At 64.0% G+C, this 26,462-nt stretch carries 24 protein-coding genes and 1 tRNA gene; 10 read left to right on the forward strand and 15 right to left on the reverse strand.

The window, feature by feature from the left end; genetic code table 11:
• Positions 1-2 precede the first annotated feature (2 nt).
• Positions 3-401: a 50S ribosomal protein L17 gene (gene rplQ, locus PHS32_RS02945; protein WP_301077298.1), complete on the forward strand. Its 399-nt coding sequence runs from the start codon at positions 3-5 to the stop codon at positions 399-401.
• 21 nt (positions 402-422) lie between these two features.
• A tRNA-Met gene (locus PHS32_RS02950) sits at positions 423-499 on the forward strand.
• 172 nt (positions 500-671) lie between these two features.
• Here PHS32_RS02950 and PHS32_RS02955 read toward each other — a convergent pair.
• The 5 genes from PHS32_RS02955 to PHS32_RS02975 form a co-directional block, all read right to left on the reverse strand.
• Complete coding sequence (locus PHS32_RS02955; protein WP_301077299.1) at positions 672-1,205, reverse strand: chorismate lyase; 534 nt, start codon at positions 1,203-1,205, stop codon at positions 672-674.
• A gap of 166 nt (positions 1,206-1,371) precedes the next feature.
• Positions 1,372-2,349: a nitronate monooxygenase family protein gene (locus PHS32_RS02960; protein ID WP_301077300.1), complete on the reverse strand. Its 978-nt coding sequence runs from the start codon at positions 2,347-2,349 to the stop codon at positions 1,372-1,374.
• Positions 2,350-2,625: 276 nt separating this feature from the next.
• Positions 2,626-2,850, reverse strand: a complete 225-nt coding sequence (locus PHS32_RS02965; RefSeq protein ID WP_301077301.1) for a YdcH family protein — start codon at positions 2,848-2,850, stop codon at positions 2,626-2,628.
• 155 nt (positions 2,851-3,005) lie between these two features.
• Complete coding sequence (locus PHS32_RS02970) at positions 3,006-3,968, reverse strand: cation diffusion facilitator family transporter (protein WP_301077302.1); 963 nt, start codon at positions 3,966-3,968, stop codon at positions 3,006-3,008.
• A 29-nt stretch (positions 3,969-3,997) separates the two neighbouring features.
• Positions 3,998-4,162 (reverse strand): hypothetical protein, encoded by a 165-nt coding sequence (locus tag PHS32_RS02975; RefSeq protein ID WP_301077303.1) that lies wholly within the window; start codon positions 4,160-4,162, stop codon positions 3,998-4,000.
• Positions 4,163-4,249: 87 nt separating this feature from the next.
• Between PHS32_RS02975 and PHS32_RS02980 the strand changes: the two genes are divergently transcribed.
• Genes PHS32_RS02980 through PHS32_RS02990 form a run of 3 tightly spaced genes read left to right on the forward strand, consistent with a single transcriptional unit; the run spans position 4,250 to position 10,262 of the window.
• Positions 4,250-5,239, forward strand: coding sequence for a 2-dehydropantoate 2-reductase (locus tag PHS32_RS02980; protein ID WP_301077304.1), 990 nt, complete (start codon positions 4,250-4,252; stop codon positions 5,237-5,239).
• Positions 5,236-7,728 (forward strand): magnesium-translocating P-type ATPase, encoded by a 2,493-nt coding sequence (mgtA, locus tag PHS32_RS02985; RefSeq protein WP_301077305.1) that lies wholly within the window; start codon positions 5,236-5,238, stop codon positions 7,726-7,728. Before PHS32_RS02980 ends, mgtA begins: the two co-directional genes overlap by 4 nt.
• On the forward strand, positions 7,698-10,262 hold the full coding sequence (locus tag PHS32_RS02990; RefSeq protein WP_301077306.1) for a cation-translocating P-type ATPase: 2,565 nt from the start codon (positions 7,698-7,700) through the stop codon (positions 10,260-10,262). The genes mgtA and PHS32_RS02990 overlap by 31 nt, the downstream gene beginning before the upstream one ends.
• Here PHS32_RS02990 and alr read toward each other — a convergent pair.
• The gene (gene alr, locus PHS32_RS02995) at positions 10,240-11,370 is read right to left on the reverse strand and encodes an alanine racemase (protein WP_301077308.1); all 1,131 of its coding nucleotides are present in this window, start codon (positions 11,368-11,370) and stop codon (positions 10,240-10,242) included. The two genes, PHS32_RS02990 and alr, sit on opposite strands and share 23 nt — an antisense overlap.
• Before the next feature lie 124 nt (positions 11,371-11,494).
• On the opposite strand from alr, the gene lplT reads away from it, so the two are divergent.
• Both lplT and PHS32_RS03005 read left to right on the forward strand, forming a co-directional pair.
• Positions 11,495-12,778: a lysophospholipid transporter LplT gene (gene lplT / locus PHS32_RS03000; RefSeq protein ID WP_301077310.1), complete on the forward strand. Its 1,284-nt coding sequence runs from the start codon at positions 11,495-11,497 to the stop codon at positions 12,776-12,778.
• Positions 12,779-12,820: 42 nt separating this feature from the next.
• The gene (locus tag PHS32_RS03005; RefSeq protein WP_301077311.1) at positions 12,821-13,705 is read left to right on the forward strand and encodes a DMT family transporter; all 885 of its coding nucleotides are present in this window, start codon (positions 12,821-12,823) and stop codon (positions 13,703-13,705) included.
• Between the two features lie 81 nt (positions 13,706-13,786).
• On the opposite strand, the gene PHS32_RS03010 is transcribed toward PHS32_RS03005, so the two are convergent.
• Positions 13,787-15,130, reverse strand: coding sequence for a cytochrome c (locus PHS32_RS03010; RefSeq protein ID WP_301077313.1), 1,344 nt, complete (start codon positions 15,128-15,130; stop codon positions 13,787-13,789).
• 226 nt (positions 15,131-15,356) lie between these two features.
• Between PHS32_RS03010 and PHS32_RS03015 the strand changes: the two genes are divergently transcribed.
• The 3 genes from PHS32_RS03015 (at position 15,357) to PHS32_RS03025 (ending at position 18,405) form a co-directional block, all read left to right on the forward strand.
• Positions 15,357-16,289, forward strand: a complete 933-nt coding sequence (locus PHS32_RS03015) for a DUF6502 family protein (protein WP_301077314.1) — start codon at positions 15,357-15,359, stop codon at positions 16,287-16,289.
• On the forward strand, positions 16,286-17,449 hold the full coding sequence (locus PHS32_RS03020) for a DUF5666 domain-containing protein (RefSeq protein WP_301077315.1): 1,164 nt from the start codon (positions 16,286-16,288) through the stop codon (positions 17,447-17,449). Before PHS32_RS03015 ends, PHS32_RS03020 begins: the two co-directional genes overlap by 4 nt.
• 377 nt (positions 17,450-17,826) lie before the next feature.
• Positions 17,827-18,405 carry a hypothetical protein gene (locus tag PHS32_RS03025; protein WP_301077316.1) on the forward strand — a complete coding sequence of 193 codons (579 nt, stop codon included), beginning with the start codon at positions 17,827-17,829 and terminating at the stop codon, positions 18,403-18,405.
• 279 nt (positions 18,406-18,684) lie between these two features.
• Here the strand turns inward: PHS32_RS03025 and PHS32_RS03030 are convergent, their stop codons facing one another.
• The 8 genes from PHS32_RS03030 to PHS32_RS03065 all read right to left on the reverse strand — a co-directional run bounded on the left by PHS32_RS03030 (position 18,685) and on the right by PHS32_RS03065 (position 26,430).
• Positions 18,685-19,131: a hypothetical protein gene (locus PHS32_RS03030; RefSeq protein ID WP_301077317.1), complete on the reverse strand. Its 447-nt coding sequence runs from the start codon at positions 19,129-19,131 to the stop codon at positions 18,685-18,687.
• Between the two features lie 29 nt (positions 19,132-19,160).
• On the reverse strand, positions 19,161-19,487 hold the full coding sequence (locus PHS32_RS03035) for a hypothetical protein (RefSeq protein ID WP_301077318.1): 327 nt from the start codon (positions 19,485-19,487) through the stop codon (positions 19,161-19,163).
• A 471-nt stretch (positions 19,488-19,958) separates the two neighbouring features.
• Positions 19,959-21,014, reverse strand: coding sequence for a 3-deoxy-7-phosphoheptulonate synthase (locus PHS32_RS03040; protein WP_301077319.1), 1,056 nt, complete (start codon positions 21,012-21,014; stop codon positions 19,959-19,961).
• Between the two features lie 41 nt (positions 21,015-21,055).
• Positions 21,056-22,294: a glycolate oxidase subunit GlcF gene (gene glcF, locus PHS32_RS03045; protein ID WP_301077320.1), complete on the reverse strand. Its 1,239-nt coding sequence runs from the start codon at positions 22,292-22,294 to the stop codon at positions 21,056-21,058.
• 91 nt (positions 22,295-22,385) lie between these two features.
• The gene (glcE, locus tag PHS32_RS03050) at positions 22,386-23,528 is read right to left on the reverse strand and encodes a glycolate oxidase subunit GlcE (RefSeq protein ID WP_301077322.1); all 1,143 of its coding nucleotides are present in this window, start codon (positions 23,526-23,528) and stop codon (positions 22,386-22,388) included.
• A gap of 15 nt (positions 23,529-23,543) precedes the next feature.
• Complete coding sequence (locus PHS32_RS03055) at positions 23,544-24,521, reverse strand: SMP-30/gluconolactonase/LRE family protein (RefSeq protein ID WP_301077323.1); 978 nt, start codon at positions 24,519-24,521, stop codon at positions 23,544-23,546.
• 54 nt (positions 24,522-24,575) lie between these two features.
• Complete coding sequence (locus tag PHS32_RS03060) at positions 24,576-25,349, reverse strand: LytTR family DNA-binding domain-containing protein (RefSeq protein ID WP_301077324.1); 774 nt, start codon at positions 25,347-25,349, stop codon at positions 24,576-24,578.
• A 1-nt stretch (position 25,350) separates the two neighbouring features.
• Positions 25,351-26,430 (reverse strand): histidine kinase, encoded by a 1,080-nt coding sequence (locus tag PHS32_RS03065; protein WP_301077325.1) that lies wholly within the window; start codon positions 26,428-26,430, stop codon positions 25,351-25,353.
• Between the last annotated feature and the right edge of the window lie 32 nt (positions 26,431-26,462).

Genomic DNA, 26,462 nt, shown 5'->3' on the forward strand with positions numbered 1-26,462 from the left:
CCATGCGTCACGGACACGGACTACGTAAACTCAATCGCACCAGCGAGCACCGCTTGGCGATGCTGCGCAACATGATGAACTCGCTCATCGAGCACGAGGTCATTAAAACCACCGTTCCAAAAGCCAAGGAGCTGCGGCGCGTCATTGAACCCATGATTACCCTGGCCAAGGAAGCGACCGTGGCCAACCGCCGTCTGGCCTTCGACCGTCTGCGGGACCGCGATAGCGTGGTCAAGTTGTTCAACGACCTAGGCCCGCGTTTCAAGACGCGTCCCGGCGGCTATACGCGAATTCTGAAAATGGGTTTTCGTGTTGGCGACAATGCGCCCATGGCCCTGGTTGAATTGCTGGATCGCCCTGAGCCGACGGAAGTGCCTGCGGCTGAGACAGACAAGCCCTGATAGGTTACAATACAAAGCTACCGCGCGATGGAGCAGTCTGGTAGCTCGTTGGGCTCATAACCCAAAGGTCGCAGGTTCAAATCCTGCTCGCGCAACCAACAAACTAGCGGTCCACGCTAGAAGCAAACGCCAACTTTATGTTGGCGTTTGCTTTTGTGACGAGGCCTGTGTCGCCACGGAATTGCCTCGGCTGAAATAGGGCACATTGGAAATGTGCCGGGTGTTTCAGTGCGCGCGCGAAGCTGGCCGGCGCTACCCGTCGTTGGCGAGTCAGCCCACTTTCAAGCGAACAATCCACGGCGCGAAAGCCTCCAGCACACGCAATGGCTGACCTTGGTGCCAGAACACCGAACTGCGCGCCCATCGAGGCAATAAACCTGCCGGCATCCCCGCATGGAGTTCGGTCCACGAATTTCGAAGCCGGCATTCCATCAGTCCGTGGCGCGGAAAGTGATGGGGTTTAAGCCGGTTGCGTTCTATGCTCTTGTCCCGGAACAACAATTCTGCCAAGGGACGGTTTCCCAGGTTGGCCAGCGCTTTCCACGGGCCTTGCAGTGCGTGATGGGATACCGCGCTGCGTGCCCATACAACGGGAGCGCCGTCAAGCAGCAAGGCAACCTCCCGCACATGGCCGCTCAGGCAATTCAGATCGTCCTGCTCAGCGGGCCACAAGCGCTGAGCGCCCTGGCGCAGGACCCGCACTTCAACGGCGCCATGGTCACGCAGCCGTGCCGTGAGAGAACCCTCGGCGTGCAACCATGCACGCAGGGTCGGGTTGAATGGATTGGAATGAACTCGTGACATGGCCGGTGATGATAACCAGGCGCCATCCGCAGCATCTTCCACGATTTATGCAACATGAATCGTGGTGCGCCACCTCGCGTGGCGACGCCAAAAATCAGAAATCGGCGAGCGGCACAGGTGACCATCCGGCACCGGGATGATGCCAGGGAATATTCAACACCAGCGTTCAGGCACCTATCATGCCGATCAGGCGCTGCCGGATGATGCTTTCGGCTTCCAGCATGATGCGCTCTACCAGCTCCTTGACGCTCGGAATGTCATGGATCAGCCCGGCCACCATGCCGCACGACCAGGCGCCGGCTTCCATGTCGCCCTGCTGCATGATGCGCGGGTAGACCCCGGCCACCTCCTCGATGATGTCGTCGAACTTGAGGTTCGCGCCCAGGGCCGCCTCCTTGGCCAGCAGGCGATCGACCGCGGCGTTGTGCAGCACGCGTTCGGTGTTGCGCAGGGGGCGCATCACCAGGCGGGTATCGAGTTCGCTGGCGGCCACGATGGCCTGCTTGACCTTCTCGTGCACCGGCGCTTCTTTCGTGGCGATGAAGCGCGTGCCCATGTTCATGCCATCCGCGCCGAGCGCCAGCGCCGCCACCAGCGAGCGGCCGTCGGCCATGCCGCCCGAGGCGACGAAGGGGATCTTCAGCGACTCGGCGGCACGCGGCAGCAGGATGAAGTTGGGCACATCGTCCTCGCCCGGATGGCCGCCGCACTCGAACCCATCCACGCTGACCGCATCGCAGCCGATGGCCTCGGCTTTGAGCGCATGGCGCACCGAGGTGCATTTGTGGATCACCTTGATGCCCGCCTCATGCAGCATCGGCATCCATTTCTGCGGGTTGTTGCCCGCCGTCTCCACCGCCTTGACGCCGCCGTCGATGATGGCGCGGATGTAGCCCGGGTAGTCGGGCGAGTTGACGATCGGCAGGAAGGTCAGGTTCACGCCGAACGGTTTGTCGGTCATTTCCCGGCAGCGGCGGATCTCATTGGCCAGCAACTCCGGCGTGCGCTGCGTCAAACCGGTGATGAGGCCCAGCCCACCGGCGTTCGACACGGCAGCGGCCAGTTCGGCGAAGCCGACAAAGTGCATGCCACCCTGGATGATGGGGTGCTGGATACCGAATAGCTCAGTGATCTTGGTCTTCATGGCAAGGTGATCCTTTTTAACAAGTTGAGGAGGGTATTGAAATCAGTGACCTTGCAGTCAAGAGGCTGTCTTTGGCGCCAGCAGTTGCGGGGTCGCGTGGGAGATGTGTCGCAGTTTGCCGTGCAGGCATTGACACGAGTGGGCGCCAGGGTAAGGTGCGGACTCTCCCGCCGGCAACGCCGGCGTGGCCGGATTTGCTTTCTTGAACCCAGTCTTACAGGGCGCTACAAGCTGGCGCCAGCGCACTTCAAACGTCCTGGTGCTGCCTGCCAGGCATCAAGCCTTGGCGGCCAGGTGTTTCTTCAGGATGACGTAGAGATGGTCCTTGATCAGGAGCTTTTCCTTCTTCAGGTTTTCAATTTGCTCATGGGTGGCGGGTTCTATGCGCGTCTCCATGTTCTTGACTCTCTGGTCCAACGCGTGGTGCTGTTCGAATAAGCGCATGAACTCTTGATTGGAGGCATTCAAACGGGCGATCAGATCGCTGTATTCAGGAAACATTGGTACTCCTCAAAATAACCGGTGCTTCGTGCGTGCAGGCGCTATGTTAAACGGGCGTCTGCGGTGCCTAGTATTACATGGCGGCCTGGCCGCCTTGTCCCCGGCACTCGTTCGGTCAAATCAGGGTGAACGGGCCCTGGGTGAGTTGGTTCAATTCAATGGGCCTGCGGTGACGCAGTCCGTGCCGGGTGGTCCAGATCGGGGCGGCGCCAGGGGTCCACGTGCGTCATCAGGTTGAGCACGCGATGGCGCTGCAGCACGCGCTGCCTGGCGGCAACCGCAATGTCGTGACCGGCTTCCACCGTGATGGTGGCATCGACCTCGATGTGCGCGTCCACCACGATCATGTCGCCCATCTTGCGCGTGTGCACATCGTGCACATCACTGACACCGGGTGTTTCCAGAAGCGTCTGGCGAATGGCCTGCACCTCCTGCTCGTCGACCGCCCGGTCCATCAGGTCGTGCAACGCGTCCCAACTGAAACCCCAGCCCATTTTGGTCACCATGAAGCCGACGATGAGGGCCGCGATCGGGTCCAGGATCGGGTAGCCCGCCAGGTTGCCGATGATGCCGATACCCACCACCAGGGACGACGCCGCGTCCGAGCGCGCATGCCAGGCATTGGCCACCAGCATGCTGGACTTGACGCGTTTCGCCACCGACAGCATGTAGCGAAACAGGAGTTCCTTGGCAATCAGCGCGCCAGCGGCGACCCAGAGGGCAAGGATATGGACGGTTTGCACCGTCTCGGGCGCTTCCAGCTTGCGCGCCGCCGACCACAGCATGCCGATGCCTACCGCCAGCAACAGGGTGCCCAGTACCAGCGAGGCAGCGGTCTCGAAGCGCTGGTGGCCGTAGGGGTGATCGGCATCGGCGTCTTTTTTGCTGTGGTAACTGGCGAACAAGACGACAAAGTCGGCGACCAGATCAGACAGCGAGTGAATGCCGTCGGCGATCAAACCTTGCGACTTGGCGACGACACCGACCACGATCTGGGTGATGGTCAGGACCAGGTTGACGCCGACGCTGACCCAGGTGCTGCGGGAGGCCGCCGCGATACGTTCGGCTGGGCTATGCTCGGAGTCTTCGCCGTCGTCTGCAAGTTCGGTAAATTTCATAATCAGCAGAGTGTAAGACGGCGCAACAATTAAGTCATGTGCTGGGCCGCGGTGCTGGCGGCCAGACGCACATCGCCGGGGTGTCCGCCCAGGCTGAACGGGATGGACAAAAATGCCATCAGGATGACCGGCGCCAATGTCGCGGCGACGACGCCAAGGTATTGGCTGACGAACAAGCGTAAGGATGAATTCATGGACCAGCTCCCGGGTAAAGTGAATCGATGCCGCTATCTTCGGGGTACAGCCTTAAGGCAGTCTTAGGGCGCAAAATGAGCCCCGATATGACTTTCAAGAACTTCAACAAGGTTTGCATTTACGGCGTTGGCGCCATTGGCGGCTGGATCGGTGCCCGGCTGGCCGGCGCCGGTTGTCAGGTCAGCACGGTGGCGCGCGGCGCGACGCTCGATGCCCTGTCGCAGCATGGCTTGCGCCTGCGCGAAGCCGGCCGGGATGGCGTGTGGCCGGTACTGGCCAGTGCCGAGCCTGCCCAACTGGGTGTGCAGGACCTGGTCGTGATAGCCGTCAAGGCGCCCGCGCTGCTGGCGGTGGCGCGCTGCATGAGCCCCCTGATCGGCCCCGGCACCGTCGTGCTGACGGCCATGAACGGCGTGCCCTGGTGGTTTTTTCAGGGCTTTGGCGGCCCATTTGAAAACAGCCGGCTCAGCGCCGTCGATGCCACCGGTGAGATCGGCGCCGCCATTCCCGCGGCCTGTGTCGTTGGCTGCGTGGTGCATGCCAGTTGCGCCTCGGAACCGGGCTGCGTACGGCATCACTTCGGCAACAAGTTGATCATCGGTGAGCCCTCAGGTCGGCAGACCGAGCGGGTGGCGCAACTGGCCGCGCTTTTTCAAGACGCCGGGTTCGAGGCGAGCGTCTCGGAGCAGATTCAGAAAGACATCTGGTACAAGCTGTGGGGCAATATGACCATGAACCCGATCAGCGCCCTCACCGGCGCCACCACCGATCTGATTCTGGGCGACGAACTGGTGCGCGGCTTTGTCTCCAGGGTGATGCTGGAAGCCAGGGAGATCGGTGCGCGCATCGGTATCCCGATCCAGCAACAGCCCGAAGATCGCCACGCCGTTACCCTCAAGCTTGGCGCTTTCAAGACTTCCATGCTGCAGGATGTGGAGGCGGGCAAGGCCGTCGAACTCGATGCGCTGGTGACGGTGGTGCGGGAACTTGGCGTTTTGACCGAAGTTGCCACGCCATTTACCGATGCCTTGCTGGGTTTGTCGCGATTGCAGGCGCGGGTGCGGGGCTTGTATTGAACGGTCTGACCAGCGCCGAGGCAGCCGGCCGGCTCAAGCAATACGGCCCGAATCGGCTCAGGCCCGCTTTACAACGTGCGGTGCTGCTGCAGTTTCTGGCCCAATTCCGTAATCCCCTGGTACTCATCCTGTTGGTGGCCAGCGGCATTTCCGCAGTGACCGGCGATCTTCCGGGCGCTCTCATCATCGGCCTCATCGTGATCATGAGTGTCACGCTGGATTTCGTGCAGGCTTACCGGGCTGGCCGTGCGGCGGAACGCCTGGCCCTGCAAGTGGCGGTAACGGCTACGGTGTTGCGTGACGGCAAACCGTGTCAACTGCCGGTGACCGAGCTGGCGCCCGGTGACGTCGTGCTGTTGTCGGCCGGCAATCTGATACCGGCCGACGCCCGACTGCTGGAAGCCGACGACTTCTTCGTCAACCAGGCGCAACTGACGGGCGAGCCTTTTCCGGTGGAAAAGAAAGTCCTGCCGACGGCACCCGCCGGCACCGCAGCGGCCCCGGCCGAGGCCGAGGCCTGGGCGCTGGACGCGCTTGACACCGTCTTCATGGGCAGTTCCGTGGTCAGCGGCTCGGCCCGCGTGCTGATCGGCCGTACCGGCAGCGCCAGCGCCCTGGGTCAAATTGCGGTCAGCCTGAACGAGTCGGCGCCGCCCACCGCTTTCGAGATCGGCACCCGGCGCTTCGGCCTGCTCATCATGCGCTTGACCCTGCTGCTGGTGCTGTTCACCTTGCTGGTCAATGTCGCCTTCCACCGGCCGCTGCTGGAGTCCTTCCTGTTTGCGGTGGCGTTGGCGGTGGGGCTGACGCCCGAGTTGCTGCCTATGGTGGTGTCGGTCACGCTGACGCGCGGTGCCCTGCGCATGGCCGCCTTGAAAGTCATTGTCAAGCGTCCCTCGGCGATCCAGGACATGGGCGCGATGGACGTCTTGTGCACCGACAAGACCGGCACCCTGACCGAGGCCCGCATCCGGCTTGAGCGTCACGTTGACGCGGCCGGGCAGGACAGCCCGCAGGTGCTGGCGCTGGCCTACCTCAATAGCTATTTCGAGAGCGGCCTGAAAAGTCCGCTCGACGACGCCATCCTGCAGCACTCGGAAATCGATGTTTCAGGCTGGGCCAAGATCGACGAGGTGCCGTTCGATTTCGAGCGCCGCCGCGTCTCGGTGCTGGTGCAGCGTTCCGGCGCGCGTCGGCTGGTGGTGAAGGGCGCACCGGAAGATATTTTGCGGCTCTGCACCCACTACCAGGACGGCACCGGTGCCGCCGTGGCCCTGGATGCCACGGCGCGCAGCCGCATCGATGCCTTGTTCGACAGTCTGGGCCGGGAGGGCTTCCGGGTGCTGGGCATCGCCTGGCGCGACGTGCCCATGGATCACCCGCATGCCGTGGTCTCCGATGAGAGTGAACTCATGTTTGCCGGTTTTGCTGCTTTTCTGGACCCGCCCAAGGCGAGTGCCGGCGAGGCACTCAAGGCGCTGGCGGACAGCGGCGTGGCGGTCAAAATCGTCACCGGCGACAACGAATTGGTGACGCGCCATGTCTGCGCCCAGCTGGGCGTGCCCATTGCAGGCGTGCTGACCGGTACCGAGCTGGCCGCCATGAACGATGACGCGCTGCGGGCGCGGGTGGAAAGCGTCAACCTGTTTTGCCGCGTCAATCCGGCGCAGAAGAACCGCATCATCCTGGCCCTCAAGGCACGTGGCCACGTGGTCGGTTATCTGGGCGACGGCATCAACGACGCGCCCTCCCTGCACACCGCCGACGTGGGCCTCTCGGTCGAGGGCGCGGTGGACGTGGCCAAACAAGCGGCCGCCATGATCCTGCTGGAAAAGGACTTGATGGTGCTGCACCAAGGCATTCTGGAGGGGCGGCGCACCTTCGGCAACGTGATGAAGTACATCATGATGGCCACCAGCTCCAACTTCGGCAACATGTTCAGCATGGCGGCGGCGACTTTGTTCCTGCCGTTTCTGCCGATGCTGCCGTTGCAGATTCTGCTCAACAACCTGCTCTACGACGTATCGGAAGTCACGCTGCCACTGGACCATGTGGACGCCGAAGACTTGGCGCAACCGAAACGCTGGGACATGGCATTCATCCGCAATTTCATGCTGACCATCGGTCCGGTCAGCTCGCTGTTTGACTTCCTGACCTTCTACCTGCTGATCCACTTGTTCGATGCGCATGAGTCGCTGTTTCGCACCGGCTGGTTCGTCGAATCGATCGCCACCCAGGTGTTGGTGATATTTGTCATCCGCACGCGACGCAACCCCTTGCGCAGCAGTCCCAACCGGTGGCTGATTTTGACCTCCCTGGCGGTGGTCGCCGTGGCCATGATCCTGCCATTCACGCCGCTGGCGTCCTACCTGGGCTTCACGGCGCTGCCGGCGTCATTTTTTGGCCTGCTGGCGGTGCTCTTGATTTCGTACCTGCTGATGGTTGAAGGAGCCAAGCAATGGTTTTACAAACATCTGACGAAGGCTTGAGCACGGCGCAAGCCGCACAGCGTCTGCTGGAAGACGGTCCCAATGCGCTGCCGGGCGATCAGCGGCGCACCCTGCGCGCCATTGCCCACGAGACCCTGGCTGAACCCATGTTCATGCTGCTGCTGGCGGCGGGCTCGCTCTACCTGCTGTTGGGTGACTTGCAGGAGGGGCTGATCCTGTTCGGCCTGGTGCTGGTGGTGTTGGCGCTGACGCTGTACCAGGAGGGCAAGACCGAGCGCGCGATGGCCGCCTTGCGCGACCTCTCCAGCCCACGGGCGCTGGTGCTGCGCGACGGTCAGCCGCAGCGCATTGCCGGCAGCGAGGTAGTGTGCGGCGACGTTTTGCTGCTGGCCGAGGGCGACCGCGTTGCGGCCGATGCGGTGCTGATTGGCGGCAGCGATGTGCAGGTCGATGAATCCCTGTTGACGGGCGAGGCGGTGCCAGTGAGCAAGGTGCCCGAGGCAGGGCCAGCGGCCCCGCAGGCCTCAGCGCCGCCGCGCCCCGGTGGTGATGGTCAGGCCGCATTGTTCTCCGGCACACTGCTGGTTAAGGGCCACGGCTCGGCGCGTGTCAGCGCTACCGGTTCACGCAGCGAAATTGGGCGCATTGGAAGGGCGCTGGAGACGCTCAGCAGCGAACGCTCACCGCTTAAAAAACAGACTGCCAAGCTGGTGCAAATACTGGCCGTGATTGCCTTCGGTGCCAGCCTCTTTCTGGTCGTGGCCTACGGCTTGATTCGTGGCGACTGGCTGGGCGCTTTGTTGGCCGGTATTGCGTTGGCGATGGCCTTGTTGCCGCAGGAATTCACAGTGGTGCTGACGGTGCTGCCGGCACTAGGCGCATGGCGCCTGTCCCGGGAAAAAGTGTTGACCCGGCGCATCGCTGCCATCGAGACGCTGGGCGCGACCTCGGTGCTGTGCGTGGACAAGACCGGCACGCTGACCGAAAACCGCATGACCGTGGTGCAGCTTTATGCGCAGGCAGACAGCCAGGCAGCGGGCCAGAGTCTGGAGGTCGACTATGCGGTGACCCGGGAATTGCCCGAGTCATTCCATACCCTGGTGGAATTTTCCATCCTGGCCAGCGTGGCCGATCCCTTCGATCCGATGGAGAAGGCCTTTCACCGGCTGGGCCAGCATTTTCTTGAAAATACCGAGCACCTGCACCGCGACTGGACCTTGATGCAGGAATACGGGCTGACGCCCCAGTTGCGCGCCATGTCCCACGTCTGGAAGGCGGTGGACGGGGATGCGCATGTGGTGGCCGCCAAAGGCGCGCCCGAGGCCATCTTCGATCTGTGCCACCTGGACGGCGCCGCGCAGGCCCGCCTGGCCAGCGCCGTGGAGGCCATGGCGGAGCGGGGCTTGCGCGTGCTGGGCGTGGCGCAGGCGCGCTTCCATGGCCAGCGATGGCCGGCCCAGGAGCATGAATTCGATTTCGAGTTCGTCGGCCTGCTGGGGCTGGCCGATCCCCTGCGCGCCGAGATCAGGGAAGCGGTAGCCCAGTGTCGCAGTGCCGGCATCCGGATCGTGATGATCACCGGCGACTACCCGGCAACGGCCCACGCCATCGCCGCGCAGGCGCAACTGGACGCGGGCCAGGTTCTGACCGGCGACGCGATGGCGCTCCTGAGCGATGCGGAGCTGCAGGCGTGCATGAAAAGCGTCAGCGTCTGCGCCCGCATTGCACCGGAACAAAAGTTGCGCATCGTGCAGGCGCTCAAGGCCGAAGGTCAGATTGTGGCCATGACCGGCGATGGCGTGAACGACGCACCGGCGCTGAAAGCGGCGCATGTCGGTGTGGCGATGGGCGGACGCGGCACCGATGTGGCGCGCGAGGCGGCCTCGCTGGTGCTGCTGGACGACAACTTCGCCTCCATCGTGCGGGCGGTGCGGCTGGGGCGGCGCATTTTTGACAACCTGCGCAAGTCCATGTCCTACATCCTGGCGGTGCACGTGCCGATCGCCGGCATGGCCTTGCTGCCGGTGCTGCTGGGCTGGCCGACCGCGCTGTTCCCCTTGCACATCGCTTTTCTGGAGCTGGTCATCGACCCGGCCTGCTCCATGGTGTTCGAGAACGAACCTTCCGAGTCGGATGTGATGCAGCGCGCGCCGCGTGATGTGAACACGCCCCTGTTTGGTGGCATGACGCTGCTGCTGGCGCTGCTGCAAGGCTTGGGCGTCCTGCTGGTGGTGATGGCGGCCTACGCCTGGGGCGTGGGCGCGATGACGGAGGCGGCGGCGCGTGCTTTTGCCTTCACGACACTGGTCATCGGCAATCTGGCGCTGATATTTTCCAACCGTTCGCACTCTGGCTCGTTGTGGGCAACGTTGCGCGTGCCGAACCGCACCTTGTGGCTGGTGACCGGTGTCACGCTGGGACTCCTGGGTCTGGTGCTTTACCTGCCCTGGCTGGCGCGCTTGTTCCTGTTCGCGCCATTGAGCCTTCCCCACCTGCTGACGGCCGTCGCCCTGGGCTTGCTCAGCGTGTTGTGGTTTGAAGCGATCAAGTTCAGTCGGCGTCGGCCACGCTGACCGGCACCCGCGGCGCCAGCGCGCACATCAGTTCGTAGCCCACGGTACCGGCGCACTGCGCCACCTCGTCGATGCCCAGTACGACGCCATTGGCGGCGCGGCCCCACAAGGTGACCTCGCTGCCAAAACCGGCATCGGCCAGGGGCGTCAGGTCGACGCTCAGCATGTCCATGCTGACGCGTCCCACGGTGCGCGTGCGAACACCGTTCACCAGCACCGGCGTGCCGCTGGGGCAGATCCGCGGGTAGCCGTCGGCGTAACCGCAGGCCACAACGCCGATGCGCATCGGTTGTTCGGCGATAAAGGTGGAGCTGTAGCCGACACTGTCGCCTGGCAACAGATTCTGGGTTGCTATTATTTTTGACGCCAACGTCATGCCCGGTGCCAGGCCCCAGTCGGCGGCCGTGTGCTCAGGAAAATCGGGTGCGCTGCCGTAGATCGCAATGCCGGGGCGGATCCAGTCCGAGGCCACATAGCCGGCCGGATCGGCACTGGCATCCCGGGCTCCCGGCGGGTAGCGCAAGGTGGCGGCACTGTTGCTCAGGGAGCGCTCGCCCGGCAGGTCGCGCGTGACCGCGGCAAAGACCGCCATCTGGGCAGCGATGCCGCGCTGGCCATCGGCGTCGCTGAAATGGGTCATCAGCGAGATTTCATCGACTTGCGGCAAGGCGTTCAGGCGGGTCCAGGCCGCGCGGTAACGCTGCGGTGTAAAGCCGAGCCGGTTCATGCCGGAATTCATTTTCAGAAACACCCGGTGCGGCACATTGGTCTTGTGCGTGGCCAGCATGTCGATCTGCTCGTCGCAGTGCACCGTGTGCCACAGGTCCAGGCGCGAACACAGCTCCAGATCGCGCAACTCGAACACGCCCTCCAGCAACAGGATCGGACCACGCCAACCTAAGCGCCGCACGCGCTGGGCTTCTTCCAGGTCCAGCAGCGCAAAGCCATCGGCGCCGCGCAAACCCTCGAACACCCGCTCGATGCCATGCCCGTAGGCATTTGCCTTGACGATGGCCCAGACCCGTGCATCGGGTGCGGCGGCGCGGGCCCGCGCCAGGTTCTGGCGCAGTGCTTGGCTATGGATGGTGGCGAGTATCGGGCGTGGCATGGTGTTTCGGGAGTGACGACGGGAGACCGGATTTTGACACCCGGGGACGTGCTATAACCCTGCAACGTTTGGAAACACATCACAAAAACACCATGCCAGAGTCACTTATGCGCGCTCGTAGACAATGAAACGCGGTTTTTTTACCATCATGTCGGCGCAGTTTTTCAGTTCACTGGCCGACAATGCGTTGTTTGTGGCAGCCGTTCAATTACTCAGAAGCAGCAAGGGACCCGAATGGCAACAAGCTGCCTTGGTGCCCATGTTTGCGCTGTTCTACGTGATTCTGGCGCCTTTTGTCGGGGCTTTTGCCGACTCCCTGCCCAAAGGCCGGGTGATGTTGATCAGCAACTTCATCAAGGTCGGCGGTTGCGTGTTGATGTTGTTCGGCACCCATCCCCTGATGTCCTACGCCATTGTGGGCCTGGGCGCGGCCGCCTACTCACCGGCCAAATATGGCATCCTGACCGAATTGCTGCCGGCCTCGCAGCTGGTCAAAGCCAACGGCTGGATCGAAGGCTTGACCATCGCCTCCATTATTTTGGGCGTCTTGCTGGGTGGCCAGCTGGTGGGACCGACGGTGTCGCACTGGCTGCTGGCATTTGACCTGCCGCTGATCGACACCGGCGTCGAAACGGCGCCGGAGGCCGCCATCAGCGTGCTGATACTGGTCTACCTGCTGGCGGCCTGGTTCAATACCCATATTCCCCTGAGCGGGGTCGAAATGCGGGCCATGCCAAAGCGGCTGAGCTCTTTGCTGCCCGATTTCTGGACCTGCAACGTCCGTTTGTGGCGTGACAAGCTGGGCCAGATTTCACTCGCTGCGACCACCCTCATCTGGGGCGTGGCGGGCAATTTGCGCTTCATTGTGCTGGCCTGGGCTGCCGTGGCCCTGGGCTATTCGGTGACGCAGGCCTCGGCCTTGCAGGGGGTGGTGGCGATTGGCATGGCCGTTGGCGCGGTGGTGGCCTCGCTGCGCATGCGGCTGGAAGACGGTCCCAGTGTCATCACACTGGGCATTGGCATGGGTCTGTTGATCATCCTGCTGATCTTTATCGGCAATGTTTGGGTCGCTGTGCCGTTCCTGATCTTGCTCGGCGCCCTGGGCGGTTTTCTGGTGGTGCCCATGAATGCCTTGTTGCAGCACCGGGGCCACAACCTGATGGGCGCCGGACGCAGCATCGCGGTGCAGAACTTCAACGAGCAGGCCTGTATCCTGGCGCTGGGCGCGGTCTACAGCCTGTCCACCGGTCTGGGCCTGCCGACCTTTGCCGCGATCACCATGTTTGGTTTGGTGATTGCCGGCTTCATGTGGCTGATCCGGCGCTGGCATGCCAGCAATTGCGTCCTGCACCGCGCCGAGGTCGATCACTTGCTGAGCATCGCCCGCAACGACAATTTTCATGGTTGATCTCCTGATACTTTGCGGGACGAACCAGGAATTGCGCGGCAATTGAATAGCGCGGCCCTGGCAGCGGCGGCACTGCTACTTAACGCCTTTGTCTTCGGGCTCTCCTGGTGGCCGTTTCGAGAGCTGCAAAAACATGGCTTGCATCCTTTGTGGGCCACCGCCGCCATCTTGGGTTTTGCCCTGGTTTGTTTGCTGCTGCTGCGGCCCGCTGCCTGGCGCGGCCTGCTGAAGCACCCTGCGCTGTGGTGGCTGGTGCTGGCCTCCGGCACCGCCAATGTGGGGTTCAATTGGGCGGTGACGGTGGGCGACGTGGTGCGGGTGGTCCTGCTGTTCTATTTGATGCCGGCCTGGGTGGTGCTGTTGGCGTGGCCGCTGCTGGGCGAAAAGCCGAGCGCCGGTTCGCTCTTTCGTCTGGCGCTGGCGCTCACCGGTGTCGTGATCGTGCTCAAGACGCCGGCTTCGCCGTGGCCTGTCCCCGAGGTGCTGGCCGACTGGCTGGCCTTGATGGGCGGCTTCTGTTTTGCGCTGACCAACATCCTGCTGCGCAAACTCAACCAGACACCGGGTCCGTCGCGCATGCTGGCGATGTTTGCCGGCGGTACCCTGATGGCCACCTGCACCGCGCTACTGGGCCTTGGCCTGGGTGTGGTGGCGCCGCCGCCGGCACCCGACATGAGCTGGGCTGCCCTGGCCTTGTTCACCGGTCTGGCGCTACTGGCCGCCAATCTGGCCCTGCAATACGGTGCCGCCCATCTGAACGCCGGCACCACCTCACTCATCATGCTGTCGGAAGTGGTGTTCGCCAGTGTCTCTTCGGTGCTGGCCGGTGCCGGTGAGTTGTCGACGCGCACCTTGCTGGGCGGCGGCCTGATTCTGTTGGCCTCGCTGCTGGCCGTACTGTCATTTAGCCGGCGCAGATTCTCCTGAATTGAGGCTGCGCTGGCGGCTTGAACATCAAGCGCCGGGTCCGGACCCGGCGCAGGCTTGGCTAGCGGCGTACTGGACCTATCAGATTGTTGGGGTGGCCAGATAGGCCGCCACGTCACTCAACTGCGTGCCAGTTAATTTTCCAATGTATTTCCCCATGCCGCCCCGATTGCCATTGATGGCCGCGAGGATGATGCCGGGCGAGTTGGCGCCATTGAGGACCAGGTTGGTGCTGGGCGGTGTGCCGTGGCAAGCTTGGCAGCCGTTGGCCGAGTAAAGCGCTTTGCCATTGAGTGCTGACGCCGTGGTTGGAGTCGGTGTGGGAGTGGGCGTGGGTGTAGGAGTAGGTGTTGGAGTTGGAGTTGGAGTTGGAGTTGGAGTGGGTGTAGGTGTAGGTGTAGGTGTAGGTGTAGGTGTAGGTGTAGGCGCGGGAGCGGCGGTATTGGGGGCGGCCAGATAGGCCGCCATGTCGGTCAGTTGCGCGCTGCTGAACAAGCCCTTGTAGGAAGTCATCCCGGCGACGTCATTGATGGCATTGCCAATGGCGGTGGGCCGGTTGGCGCCATTCAGGACATCTTTGCTGTGGGGCGGCGTGCCGTGGCAACTGCCGCAGCCATTGGCCGCATAAAGCGCCGCGCCGTTGCTGGCGGAGGCCCCCAGCATGGCGTTGGGGCCGGTCACGGCGCTGACATGGTCTTCTATTTCGGTTTCGCAGTCATGCGCCACATTCTCGCTGCCACTGGCGCAGGACAGAGTTTCGATGTCGTCGGCAACTCTACCGATGGCACCCAGTTTGTCGAGCAGATCGGATTCGTTTTGGCTGGCCGAAGCTTGGGCGCCGACCACCAGTAAATGCGCCCGCTCGCCGGCTTTCTTGTGCTGGGCGCTGTTGCCGCGCTTGGCCACGAAGTTGTCGAAGGCGGAAACTTGGCTCGGGTCCAGGCCCAGTTGGCGCATCACATAGGAGTCGGCGGCTGCCACGCTGGTGCTGCTACCGGCCGCCTTGTCGGCGTTGATCTTGGCTTGCACCATGCTGGTCAGGGGGCTGATGACGTCGAGCTTGCCGGCCGGGGCTTGCAGCGTGTAGCTGCTGGTGACGGCACCGGTATCGGCATCCGTGGCCAGGCCGGCCGTGACGTTGGCGACCAGTTTCGCGCTGGCCAGATCGGCGGTCGGGATGTCCAAGGTAACCTGGCCCATGCGGTCCGTGTGACCCTGGACTTCCGTCGGGTCGCAGACGCCGTTCTGGTTGCTGTCGACGCAGACCAGGGCGTTGGCTATCAGTCCGTCCATCACGGTGATCGATTTGGCAGTGCTGGGGACCGGCGTGCCTGCGCCGCTGCCGCCACCGCCGCCGCAGGCGGTGAGTGCGACAACGGCGGCGGTCAGCAAGCTGAGCGTGAATGGGGAGGTGGCAAATTTCATGGTGAAACTCCTTCAGGGTGAAAAGGGATGAGAAAGTTTTCAATCTCACAATTTAGGGAAAGTTTCCCACTAAATTGGCTTGATTGATACTGAAAATGTGTAAGGCTTTGTTCCACGCCGGCGTCCTTGGGGGCTTTGTGGTTTAATAAATTCGGGAAAAAAGCCCTAAATTTATGAGTGGCAATGTGTTCGTGCACAATTCGCTCCTCGAAAGACGCACTGCTCCATGACGACTCCGATACCCGCCACCGATCCAGCGCCAGCGCTTGACGCCGGCCTGCCGGAGCCGGCGTTGGCGGCGCAAGCCATCGCACTGGTGCTGCAACCGCTGGCACGTTTGATGATCGATCACGGGCTGCAACTGCCCTCGCTGGTGGAGTTGCTGAAGAAGGCACTGGTGCAGGAAGCGATGACAGCTTATGGGCTGGCTGACAAAGGCAGCTCGGACACCCGCATTGCCTTGCTCACCGGGGTGCACCGCAAGGACGTGAGACGGCTGCGTGAGGCGCCGGTCAGCGCCGATCCGGCCAGCCCCATGGTGCCGGTGGCGGCCATGGTGGTGGCGCGCTGGATCAGTGAACCGCGCTATTTGAACGCCGACCAAACGGCCCGCGCCCTGGCCCGCACGCCCGGCCGCGGCAGTGCCGGCGAGCCCGACTTCACGACACTGGTGGCCGAGGTCAGCCGCGACGTCGGAGCCCGCGCGGTGTTCGACGAACTGGCGCGTTTGGGCGTGGTGGAACTGCAGGCCGACGGCTACGTCGCGCTCAAGTCAAGCGCTTTTGTGCCGCATGAGGGCTTGCGCGAATCGTTCCACTTTCTGGCCGCCAACGTCAGCGATCACCTGGCTACCGCGGTGCACAATCTGGCACCGCAGCGGCGCAGCCCGCTGATGCTGGACCAAAGCGCTTTTTCGCAGAATTTGTCAGCCGAGCAGGCGCAGCAGTTGCAGCAGCAGGCGCGTCGTCTGTGGGCCACCGTGCTGCAGCACTTCTTGCGCACGGCCACGGTCGCCGAGCAACGCAGCGAAACCGCCGCCGGGCCCAAGCATCGGGTTTGCTTTGGCGTCTACTTTCATGACGCCGTGCAGGCCGAGGCGCCACTGGCGGCGCCCGCCGGCCCGAAGGCGCGCAAGAGCAAAAGGAAAAAAGTTTTATGAGTCAACCTGAAAACCTGGATACGCCGCTGACGCGGCGCAGTTGGCTGGTGTTGGCGGCGTCTGCCGTGACCGGCTGCGGTGGCGGCAGCGTGAGTATGGCGAGCCTGCCCGGCACGGGCGGCACGGGTCTGTTTGCGCAAGGCCCCATTTCGGGCTTTGGCAGCGTCATCCTCAACGGCATTCGCTTTGACGACACGGCAGCGACGGTGCAGCTTGACGGTCTGGCCGCCGGCTCCTCGGACCTGCGTCTGGGCATGGTGGCCAGCGTGCAGGGCCAGCGCGGCGCCGACGTCACGCTAGGCACGGCCAGCAGCATCGAGGTCTGGTCGATCGCGCAGGGGCAGGTGACCCAGGGCCAGGCGACGCCTGGCGCCAGCGGCCGGTTCAGCGTGGCCGGCATGACCGTGCTGACCGACCCGAACACAGTATTCGACGGCTTCAGCGCGACGGCGCCGCTGTCGGTGGGCCAGCGCGTTGCGGTGTGGGGCTTGCAGGCCGGTGCCGATGGCCGCAGCTGGAGTGCCACGCGGGTGGCGCTGGTGGCGGACAGCGCCGTGGTCAGCAGCGGCATGCTCAGCGTCGAAGATTCGCAGCGCACGCTCAACGGACTGCTGCTCACGGGGGCGCTGGCCGGCACTCTGGCGCAGGGCGCCCTGGTGCGGGTTCAGGGCACTTTATCCGCCAACGGCAGCAGCCTCGAGGTGCTGAGTGCCAAGCCGCTGAGCGGCTCTGGCGGCGCGTCACCCCAAGGCGATGCGGAAATTGAAGGCGTGATAACGACCGCGCCCTCAGCCAGCGGTTTTAGCCTGGGCACTATCGTGGTCGATGCCAGCCAGGCTGTTTACAGCCCGGCCAACGCACAGCTTTTCATCGGTGCGCGGGTCGAGGTGAACGGCACCTGGCGCTCCGGCGTGCTGCAAGCCACCAGCGTGGCACTGCAGGATGAGCAGGCCCAGCAAACGCTGGAGATCTCCGGTTCTGTGGAAACCTTCAGCAGTCTGAGCAACTTCACGGTCCGCGGACAGCGCTGCGACGCCTCTGGCCTGACCTCCTTTGGCCACGGCACAGCGGCTGACCTGAAGGTGGGCGCCAAGGTCAAACTCAAGGGCAGCATGGCCGGTGAAGTGCTGCGGGTGACCGAGCTGGAATTTTCGGTCTGATTTTCGGGGGCTGCCACTGTCCACTGTGCCTGGGCGGCGGGGGCGGGGCGGATGCCGGGGGCTCATGCGCTTCGCTTTTTAAAATCGCCCCCAACATCCGCCCCGCCTCCGCCTTGCGCTGTTGCTCGTCCAAGCCGATTGCTCCACGCACACCTCATTGAAAAATATCTGGAAATGACGTAGATCAATTAGATGTGGTATTGTCCCGGCGCCTGAAAGTTAAACGGCGTCCGGGCTCCGCCGTGCTGGAAATCGCCTTAAACAGCGACCTTCCGAATATTTTCGTTTCGAAACATTCAATCATTTAAACACCCGCGACGAGCGGACTGGCGGCCGACGTGTCGCCAGGTAAAAAGGAAAGCTTTAAAGGATCCACGATGAAGAATACAAACATCAAATGGGGCGCTGGCGTTGCCGCGGCTATTTCGACGGCACTGCTGGTGGTGGCCTGCGGCGGTACGGTCGCGCCCCCTGTCGTAGCCAATGATGTAACGGCGCCGGTCACCAGCGCCACGGTTGCGGCACTATCGACAAATGCTACGCCGATGGCGTTCCCGACTGGGGTGCCGGAATTCGGCACCACTGCGCCCACGACGCTGGTGCTCTCGGGCACTTCCGCAACACCCGATTTCAGCATTGCATCCGGCGGCAATACGGCAACCGGCGTCACCACCTTCGGCTCCTGTCACTTCACCATCCGGACCTCCTCCTTCCCGGCCGGGTCGCCGCTGGCGGTGGGTCAGGTCATTGTGATCGACCCGTGCAACTTGGTGGTCAACACCAGCGGTGCACCGGCCAGCGGCTCTGCGAGTACGCGCAGCGTGACGCTCAGACTAGGCAATATCGCCTCCACTGGCTCGCCGGTTCCGGTCACCATCAACAGCAACGGCGTGGTTCAGATCTACGGCGTGCCGGTCGGTACCGGCACCTTGACCGAGGTGACCGGAGCCCGGTAATGAACCGGTCCCATTGTGGCTGAGCTTGTGTGAGGCGCCGTACCGGCGTCTCGCCACAACCTGGGCGGCGGGGGCGGGGCGGATGCCGGGGGCTCATACGCTTCGCTTTTTAAAATCGCCCCCAACATCCGCCCCACCCCCGCCTTGCGCTGTTGGTCGTCCACGCCGACGGGAGTCAGAGCAGAACAACGCCGGCGGTGGCGGTCATGACCTGGAGTTGAGGCGACCTGAGCGGCTTTTCGAGCAGGTCGCCTCGAACGCAGGGTAGGCTGCACTCGACTACTTTCGACGACGGAAGTGCGAAGCCGCGCCGTAGGACAATAGCGCCAAAAGGGCTGATAAAGCCGCACCCTGAGCGCTTGCGAAGTCCTGTTTTGCGATGGCAACTGCAATGAAGGCCAGCGTGAGAACTCCGAAAAACACGAAGCACGTTAGCCAAACAGTGGGGCTTGCTATTGAACCGACGGCGTTGGGCCTGGAGCGCAGCAGGCGATACCCAACGGACGCAAAGAAGTAGAACAGAACCGCAGAGACAGGAAGTAGGACCCACAGGCCCAGCAGATTAGCCTTCCCGCGAACGATGGGCGCAAAGAAGATGAACAAGCCAAAAGCACCAAGGGAGGTTGCGACAAGTACCGAAACCCCGCCGATGGCCTTCTCCATATAGCGCGGCACCGTGGCCAGCAAGGTGTCTTGAAGTTGGGTTGGATTGTTGCGGTGAGCCACTGTGTGTCCTGTGCGGCTTAACGAATGAGTTAGAGCTCATTGCGTTGAGTCCTCTTTGTTTCGTAGTCGTTGACTTCCTCATTGAATCGACCTACTTCCACAACCTGCTTGTAGAGTAAGTCAGTCTCCAATTCCAACGAGAGTAGATGTTGTTCGATTTCGAAAAGTTCTTGGAGTGACCGATCTTTCGAAAGCACAAGGCTTGGAATGCTTTCTTCGGCGAAAGCATTCACCTTGGCTAAGAACTCAGCACAATCGTCGACGCGAACCTTGTGGAGAATACGGTACTGATAAATGCTAAACGCAAAGCTTCCAAGCGAAATAATCAGGGCAACAATGGCGATGACGGTGGTCATGGAGTGAGCTCTAACGTAATGGAGCCGAGCGTCTATCTTGGCATTCCCAAGCCAGACGACGGGACATCCTGGAATGCCGTCTGCGGACGGCGTTGACCAGCAACGCGGCAAGGCGCACGGGAGCCCGGGTTGCGTCAATTGCACTGGATATTGAAGTCATTTCCGTCCCCTTGAACCGTGTCGCCTATCCTGGCGAAATTCTGTCAACGCCGGGCTCGCTGTTCCCGACGCTTCATGTTGCCGGACTATAGCCCATCAGACCGCGCCCTTGATGTGGCTCCCGCTGCAAAGCTGACGCTGTGCGAGTCCGGATGAATCGCTTTTGTGGCGCTACAACTTGCTCCGGGGTGCGGGCGGGGCGGATGTTGGGGGCGATTTTAAAAAGCGAAGCGTATGAGCCCCCGGCGTCCGCCCCGCCCGCACCCCGGAGCGGCTGGTTCACGACAAGACCCGCCGTGCGCAATCAAGGGCTCAAGGGCGCGAACGCAGGCGGGCCGCCGCTTCGCGCAGGCAGGCGGCCGTGGTATCCCAGCCCAGGCAGGCATCGGTGATGGAGACGCCATAACGCAAGTCCTGCGGGCGGCCCAGTTTCTGATTGCCTTCGAACAGGTTGGACTCCAGCATCACGCCCTTGATCGATTGGTTGCCATCGGCAATTTGATGCACCACGTCTTTGAGCACCAGCGTTTGCAGGGCGTGATTCTTGCGTGAATTGGCGTGGCTGCAATCGACCACGATGTTGACCGGCAGTTGGGCCGCGCTGAGTGCCGCCTCGGCCTCGGCGACCGCTACCGAGTCGTAATTGGGCACCGTGCCGCCGCGCAGAATCAGATGCCCGAAGGCATTGCCCCGGGTTTGCGTGACGGCCACCTGGCCGTCGCCGTTGATGCCCAGAAACGCATGCGGCTGGGCCGCCGAGAGCATGGCGTTCATGGCCACTTCCAGATTGCCGTCGGTGCTGTTCTTGAAGCCGACCGGGCTCGACAAGCCGCTGGCCAGTTCCCGGTGCGTCTGGCTTTCGGTGGTGCGCGCGCCAATCGCGCTCCAGGCAATCAGGTCGCCCAGGTACTGCGGCGTGATCGGGTCCAGCGCCTCGGTGCCGCAGGGCAGCCCCAGGTCGTTCAGGTCCACCAGCAGACGGCGCGCCACATGCAGGCCTTCGTCGATGCGGAACGAATCGTCCATGCGCGGGTCATTGATCAAGCCCTTCCAGCCGACGGTGGTGCGCGGCTTTTCAAAATAGACCCGCATCACGATGAAAAGCTGGTCCGCCACTTCGTCCGCCAGCGCCTTCAAATGCTGGGCGTATTCGAGCGCCGCCGTGGTGTCGTGGATGGAGCAGGGCCCGACCACCACAAACAGGCGCCGGTCGCGCCCGCTCAGGATCTCGGCCAGCGCGCGGCGTGCCGCGCCCACCGTCCGGGTCGCCCGCGCACTGGCCGGGATGTCTTCGTGCAACTGGCTCGGTGGCAACAGTGTGTGTTGCGAAACGATGTTCAGGTTTTCAAGGGCGGTCGGGAAAGTCATGGCGGTGGCAAGTCTGGAAATGGGCGGACGCAGAGCGCGCCTCAAGGTGATTTTAGGAGTGCTTCATCCAGCACCTCGATCCAGTGCCGCACCGGCGTGCTGGTGCCGCTTTGCAGATGGGTGATGCAACCCATGTTGGCGGAGACTATCAGGGCTGGTTTTTCCGCGCCAAAAGTGCTGTTCAGGTGGCCCAGCTTGCGGTCGCGCAGTTGGTAAGCCAGCTCCGGGTTGAGCACCGAGTAAGTGCCGGCCGAGCCGCAGCACAGGTGCGACTCGGCACCCGTCACCTTGATCTGGAAGCCCAGCTCGCCCAGGTGCTGCTCGACCGCGCCGCGCAATTGCTGGCCGTGTTGCAGCGAGCAGGGCGGGTGAAACACAATCGGCCCGGCGGGCGGGCGGACCTTGCCGCGCAGTGCGGCACCGAGTTGGGGCAGCCATTGACTCAGGTCTTGCGTCAGTTCGCTGACGCGCCGGGCCTTCGCCGCATACAGCGGGTCGTCCTGCAGCAGGTGGCCGTATTCCTTGACGGTGACGCCGCAGCCGGAGGCGTTCATGATGATCGCCTCCACGCCTGGCAGCAGCGGCCACCAGGCATCGATGTTGGCGCGCATCTGGGCCTTGCCGCCCTCCTGGTCGTTCAGATGGAACTTGACCGCGCCGCAGCAACCGGCATCCGGTGCGATCAGGGTCTGGACGCCCATCGCATCCAGCACGCGGGCGGTTGCGCGGTTGATGTTGGGGCTCATGGCCGGCTGCACGCAACCGGCCAGCAGCAACACTTTGCGCGCGTGCTGGGCGGTCGGCCAGGCGCCGGCGGCTTGCGGCGCCGGCACCTTGTTTTTCAGGGCCTGCGGCAGCAGCGGGCGCACCCGTTGGCCCAGTTTCATGGCCGGGCCGAACAGGGGCGAAGTCAGGCCTTCCTTGAGGACCCAGCGCAGGGCGCGCTCGGCCGGCGGGCGCGCCACCTTGGCCTCCACCAGCTTGCGCCCGATGTCCAGCAGATGCCCGTAGGCGACGCCCGACGGGCAGGTGCTTTCGCAACTGCGGCAGGTCAGGCAGCGGTCCAGGTGGGCCTGCGTCTTGCGGGTCGGGGCGTTGCCCTCCAGCACCTGCTTGATCAGGTAAATGCGGCCGCGCGGTCCATCCAGTTCATCCCCCAGCAATTGGTAAGTGGGGCAGGTCGCGGTGCAAAAACCGCAGTGCACGCACTTGCGCAGAATGGCCGCCGCCGCGCTGGCGTCGGCGTTGTCCTGGTATTCAGGGGCGAGATGGGTATGCATATCAATATTGTCATTCCGGCCTTGAGCCGGAATCCAGGTGGTTCACAGGTCGTGGTGGATCCCGGCTCAGGGCCGGGATGACAAACTTCCTTTAAAAATCGGGGTACATACGCCCGCGGTTGAGGATGCCGGCCGGATCGAACTCGTTCTTCAGCCGCTGGTGAATCTGGCTCAGCGCCGGCGCCAGGGGGCTGAACCGGGCCACGGACTGGGCCGGCGCGGTTTGCGGCGAGCGGAACAGGGTGGCCGTCCCGCCCACCTCGGCGGCCGCCTGGCGCAGCGGCGAGCAGGCCTCCACCGGCGCCCACAGCCAGCGCTGGGCGCCGTGCCATTCGATCAGTTGCGGGTAGGGCAGGGGCAGCGCCGGCGCGGTCTGCGGCAAGGAGAGCCGCCACAGGCCCAGCTCGGGCGCCGGCGCCTTGAAGAAGGGCAGGGTCTGATCGCCGCAGGCCTGCCAGTCGGGAGCAGCCTGCGCGTTGTCGATTTGAGTAACCTCACCCCCCAGTGCCTGCATATCGGCCAGCATGCGCGGGCCGGCCGCCTGCACCGCGGCGACGGCACCCCGCAAGCGCACAAACAGGCAGTCGCAGGGCGGGCTGGCGGTGTCGTCGAACAGCCAGCAACTGGCGTTCAAAGGCAGCGGCTGGCCGCCCCAGCGATTCAGCAGATCGAGCGCCTGCTGCTGCTTCAGACCGCGGCACAGCAGGGTCGCCTCGGCCGGCGCACGGGGCAAGACCTTGAGCGAAATCTCGGTCAGCAGGCCTAGCGTTCCCAGTGCCCCCACCATCAGGCGCGAGACGTCGTAGCCGGCCACGTTCTTGATCACCTGGCCGCCAAACGTCAGCAACTCGGCGCGCCCGTTGAGCAGGGTCACGCCCAGCACGAAGTCGCGCACGGCACCGGCGCTGGCGCGGGCCGGGCCGCTCAGGCCGGCCGCCACCATGCCGCCGCAGGTGGCGCCGGCGCCGAAGGCGGGCGGCTCGAACGCCAGTTGCTGGCCTTTCTCGGCCAGCGCGGCTTGCAGTTCCAGCAGCGGCGTGCCGGCGCGCACCGTGACCACCAGTTCGGTCGGCTCGTAGCTGACGATGCCGCTCAAGGCGCTGACGTCCAGCACTTCGCCTTGTAGCGACTGGCCGTAAAAGTCTTTCGAGCCGCCACCCCGAATGCGCAGCGGCGTGCGGTCGGCCAGCGCGGCGCGCAATCGGTCGGTAATCTGGCTCAGTGCTGGGTTCATGGCGGGCGGGTCTTGTCAGTCAACAAAGAAGTTTACCGGCAAGCCCGGTACCGTCACGCGCATTGAAAAAACACAGCCCGACAGGGGCAGCGCCGCCAGCTCATCGGCGCTGCGCTTTTGCCGCGCCGTGCTGAGGTACAGGGTCTGCAAGTCCTCGCCGCCAAAGCAGGGCATGGTGGGGCATTGCGCCGGTGTCGCCCATTGCTCCAGCAAGCTGCCGTCGGGCGCCAATTTGCAGACCCGGCGGCCCTCGTACATGGCCACAAAGTAGTTGCCCTGCCGGTCCACCGCCGCGCCATCGGGGCGTCCACCGTAGCCGCCGGCGCCGGGCAACTCGCGCCGGTCGAACTGCCAGTCGGCCGGCTTGGGCGCGAACTGGTGAAAGATTCGGTGCGCCGTCATGGCCTTGCTGCGCGGCTCGAAGTCCCAGGCGTGCACCCGGTGGCTGGAGGTGTCGGCCCAGTACAGGGTGCGCCCGTCCGGACTCCAGGCCAGACCGTTGCCGGTGCTGGCGGGCAAGACGGCCGGATCGGTCATGCGCTCCAGCACGGGAGTGCCGCCGGCGCGGCAGTCCAGACAGTACAGGGCGGCGTTGCGCTTGACCCGGGTCTCGTCGATGGTGCCGATCCAGAAGCGCCCCAGGGCGTCGCATTTGCCGTCGTTGGCGCGCATCTGCGACGGGTCGTAGTCCAGCGTGGCGATGCGCTCCAGCGGCCCCTGCCAGTGGTGCGCCCGAAAGACGCCGTGGCGCAGCGCCAGCACCCAGCCGCCGCGCGCCGCCGGCGCAATGCAGCCGGGCTCCGACGGCAAGTCCCAGTGCTCCACCGTGCCCATGTAGACGTTGGCGCGCAGCACTTGCCGGCCCGCAATATCGACCCAGTACAGCATCTGCTCCTGCGGCTGCCAGAACGGCGATTCGCCCAGGCTGCAGGGCTGGCTGGTAACGCTGTGCCAGGGTGTGATGTCGGATGCGAGTTCGGTGCTGGATGCCATGATTTCTCCTGGCCGCATTGTGCACTGCCGACGCCGGCCGGAGCGCCGGCAACCCTACATCTGGCGAAACAGATGAACGTAGCTGCGGCTCACCGGCAAACGCTCCTGGCGGCCCTTGAGCTGGATCTCGCCGGCGTCCCCCGGTCCGTGCGAGAACTGGCCCACCTGGCTCAGGTTGACGATGGCAGCGCGGTGAATCTGCGCGAACTGCTGGGGATCGAGTTGCTCGGCCAGCTCCCGAATCGTCTTGCGAATCAGGGCTTCGCCGCCGCTCCAGACCACCAGGGTGTATTTGGTGTCGGACTTCAGATAGATCACCTGCTCCACCGGGATCAGCCGCACCACGCCGCCGACCGCGGCCTTGATCCATTTCAGACTGGGCCGCGGCTCCAGCCGCTGGCGCAATTGCCCGGCCACGCGCTCCAGCAGCGCGTCAAGGTCTGGCGCCGCCGGCGGCGTCGGGCGCGCCAGCCGTTCACGCAGGCGCTGCACGGTATCGCGCAGACGCTCTTCCTCTATCGGTTTGACGACGTAGTCGATGGCCCCTTGCCGAAAGGCCTCGACCGCAAAATTGTCGAAAGCGGTGACGAAAACCAGCGCCGCGCGGCGGCCGATGCAGCGCCCCACTTCGACTCCGTTCAGACCCGGCATTTGCACGTCCAGGAAGGCCACTTGCGGTTCAAACTGGTCGAACAATTCAACCGCCTCTGGACCATTGCGGGCTTGCGCCACCACCCGCAGCTCGGGCCACAGGCGCGCCAGCAGCGAGATCAGCCGCTCGCGCAGCAGCGGCTCGTCGTCGGCAATCAGGGCGGTGACTGCGCTCATGTCAGGCCGGCGGCGCGACGAAGCGCAGTTCGGCGCGCAAGCCGTGCGGACTTTGTTCGCTGAGGTCAAGCCGGGCGTCCGGTCCGAAGAAGGCCTGCAAGCGATGCTGCAAGTTGCTCAGTCCGGTGCCCAGGCCGGCCGTTTCGCTCATCCCGACGCCGGTGTCGGCGACCCAGACCTGGACCGTGTTGTCGGCCAGCCGGCGGGCGCCGATGTCGATGGCGCCGCCAGCGCAGGCCGGATCGATGCCATGTCGGATCGCGTTCTCCACCAGGGTCAGCAAGGCCATGGGCGGAAAGCGCAGGCACCGCAATTCGGGCGCCATGTCGATCTGAAACGTCAGCCGGTCGGGCATGCGCATCAGCATCAGTTCCAGGTAGCTGCGCAGCAGCCGCTCCTCGTCGCCCAGCGTCGCCGTCTCCTGCTGTAGTTGCGGCAGGGCCGCGCGCAGGTAGGCGATCAGGCTGCGAAACACCGGCACCGCCCGCGGCGAGCCGCTTTCCACCAACTCCTGCACGTTGGCCAGGGTGTTGAGAAGAAAGTGCGGCTCGATCTGCGCCGTCAGCAGGTGCAGCCGGGCGTCCGCCGCCTGGCGCAGCAAGGTCTCCCGCTCCAGTGCAAATTGCAGTGCCTGCGCCCTGGCCTGGGCGTCGCGCTCGCGGTACAGCGCACCCAGCGCGAACAAGGTGCCGATGATGGCGGCATTGGTGAAGACCATCCAATAGCCGGCCAGCCGTGGACGGGAATGCAGGAAGGCCGAAAAATCGCCGCCCAGCGAGAGCAGCTGAACCGCCAGCGGCGCCAGCGCCGCACCCAGCCCGATGGCCAGCAACTGCGCCACCCAGGCCGGCAACCAGCGCTGGCGCCAGCTGCCGGCGGCGTTGAAGGCGAACAGCAGCACGACGCCGACAAAAAGTGTCTCGCCGGCGACCTCAAGGTAGGAGTTGTGGGTCCAGGGCTTCAGCAGCAGCGCCGTCAGCAGGGCCAGGCAGATCACCAGCGCCAGTTGGCGCGGTCCCGCGGTCAGGCCCGGCAGCCGGCGGCGCCAGGCCGCGGCGTTGGAGTGTGCTTGCAGGCTCATGCGGCGAAGATAAGCGCGCGCTGATCCGGGGT

The organism is Rhodoferax sp. (assembly GCF_028714215.1).
Lineage (GTDB): Bacteria > Pseudomonadota > Gammaproteobacteria > Burkholderiales > Burkholderiaceae_C > Rhodoferax.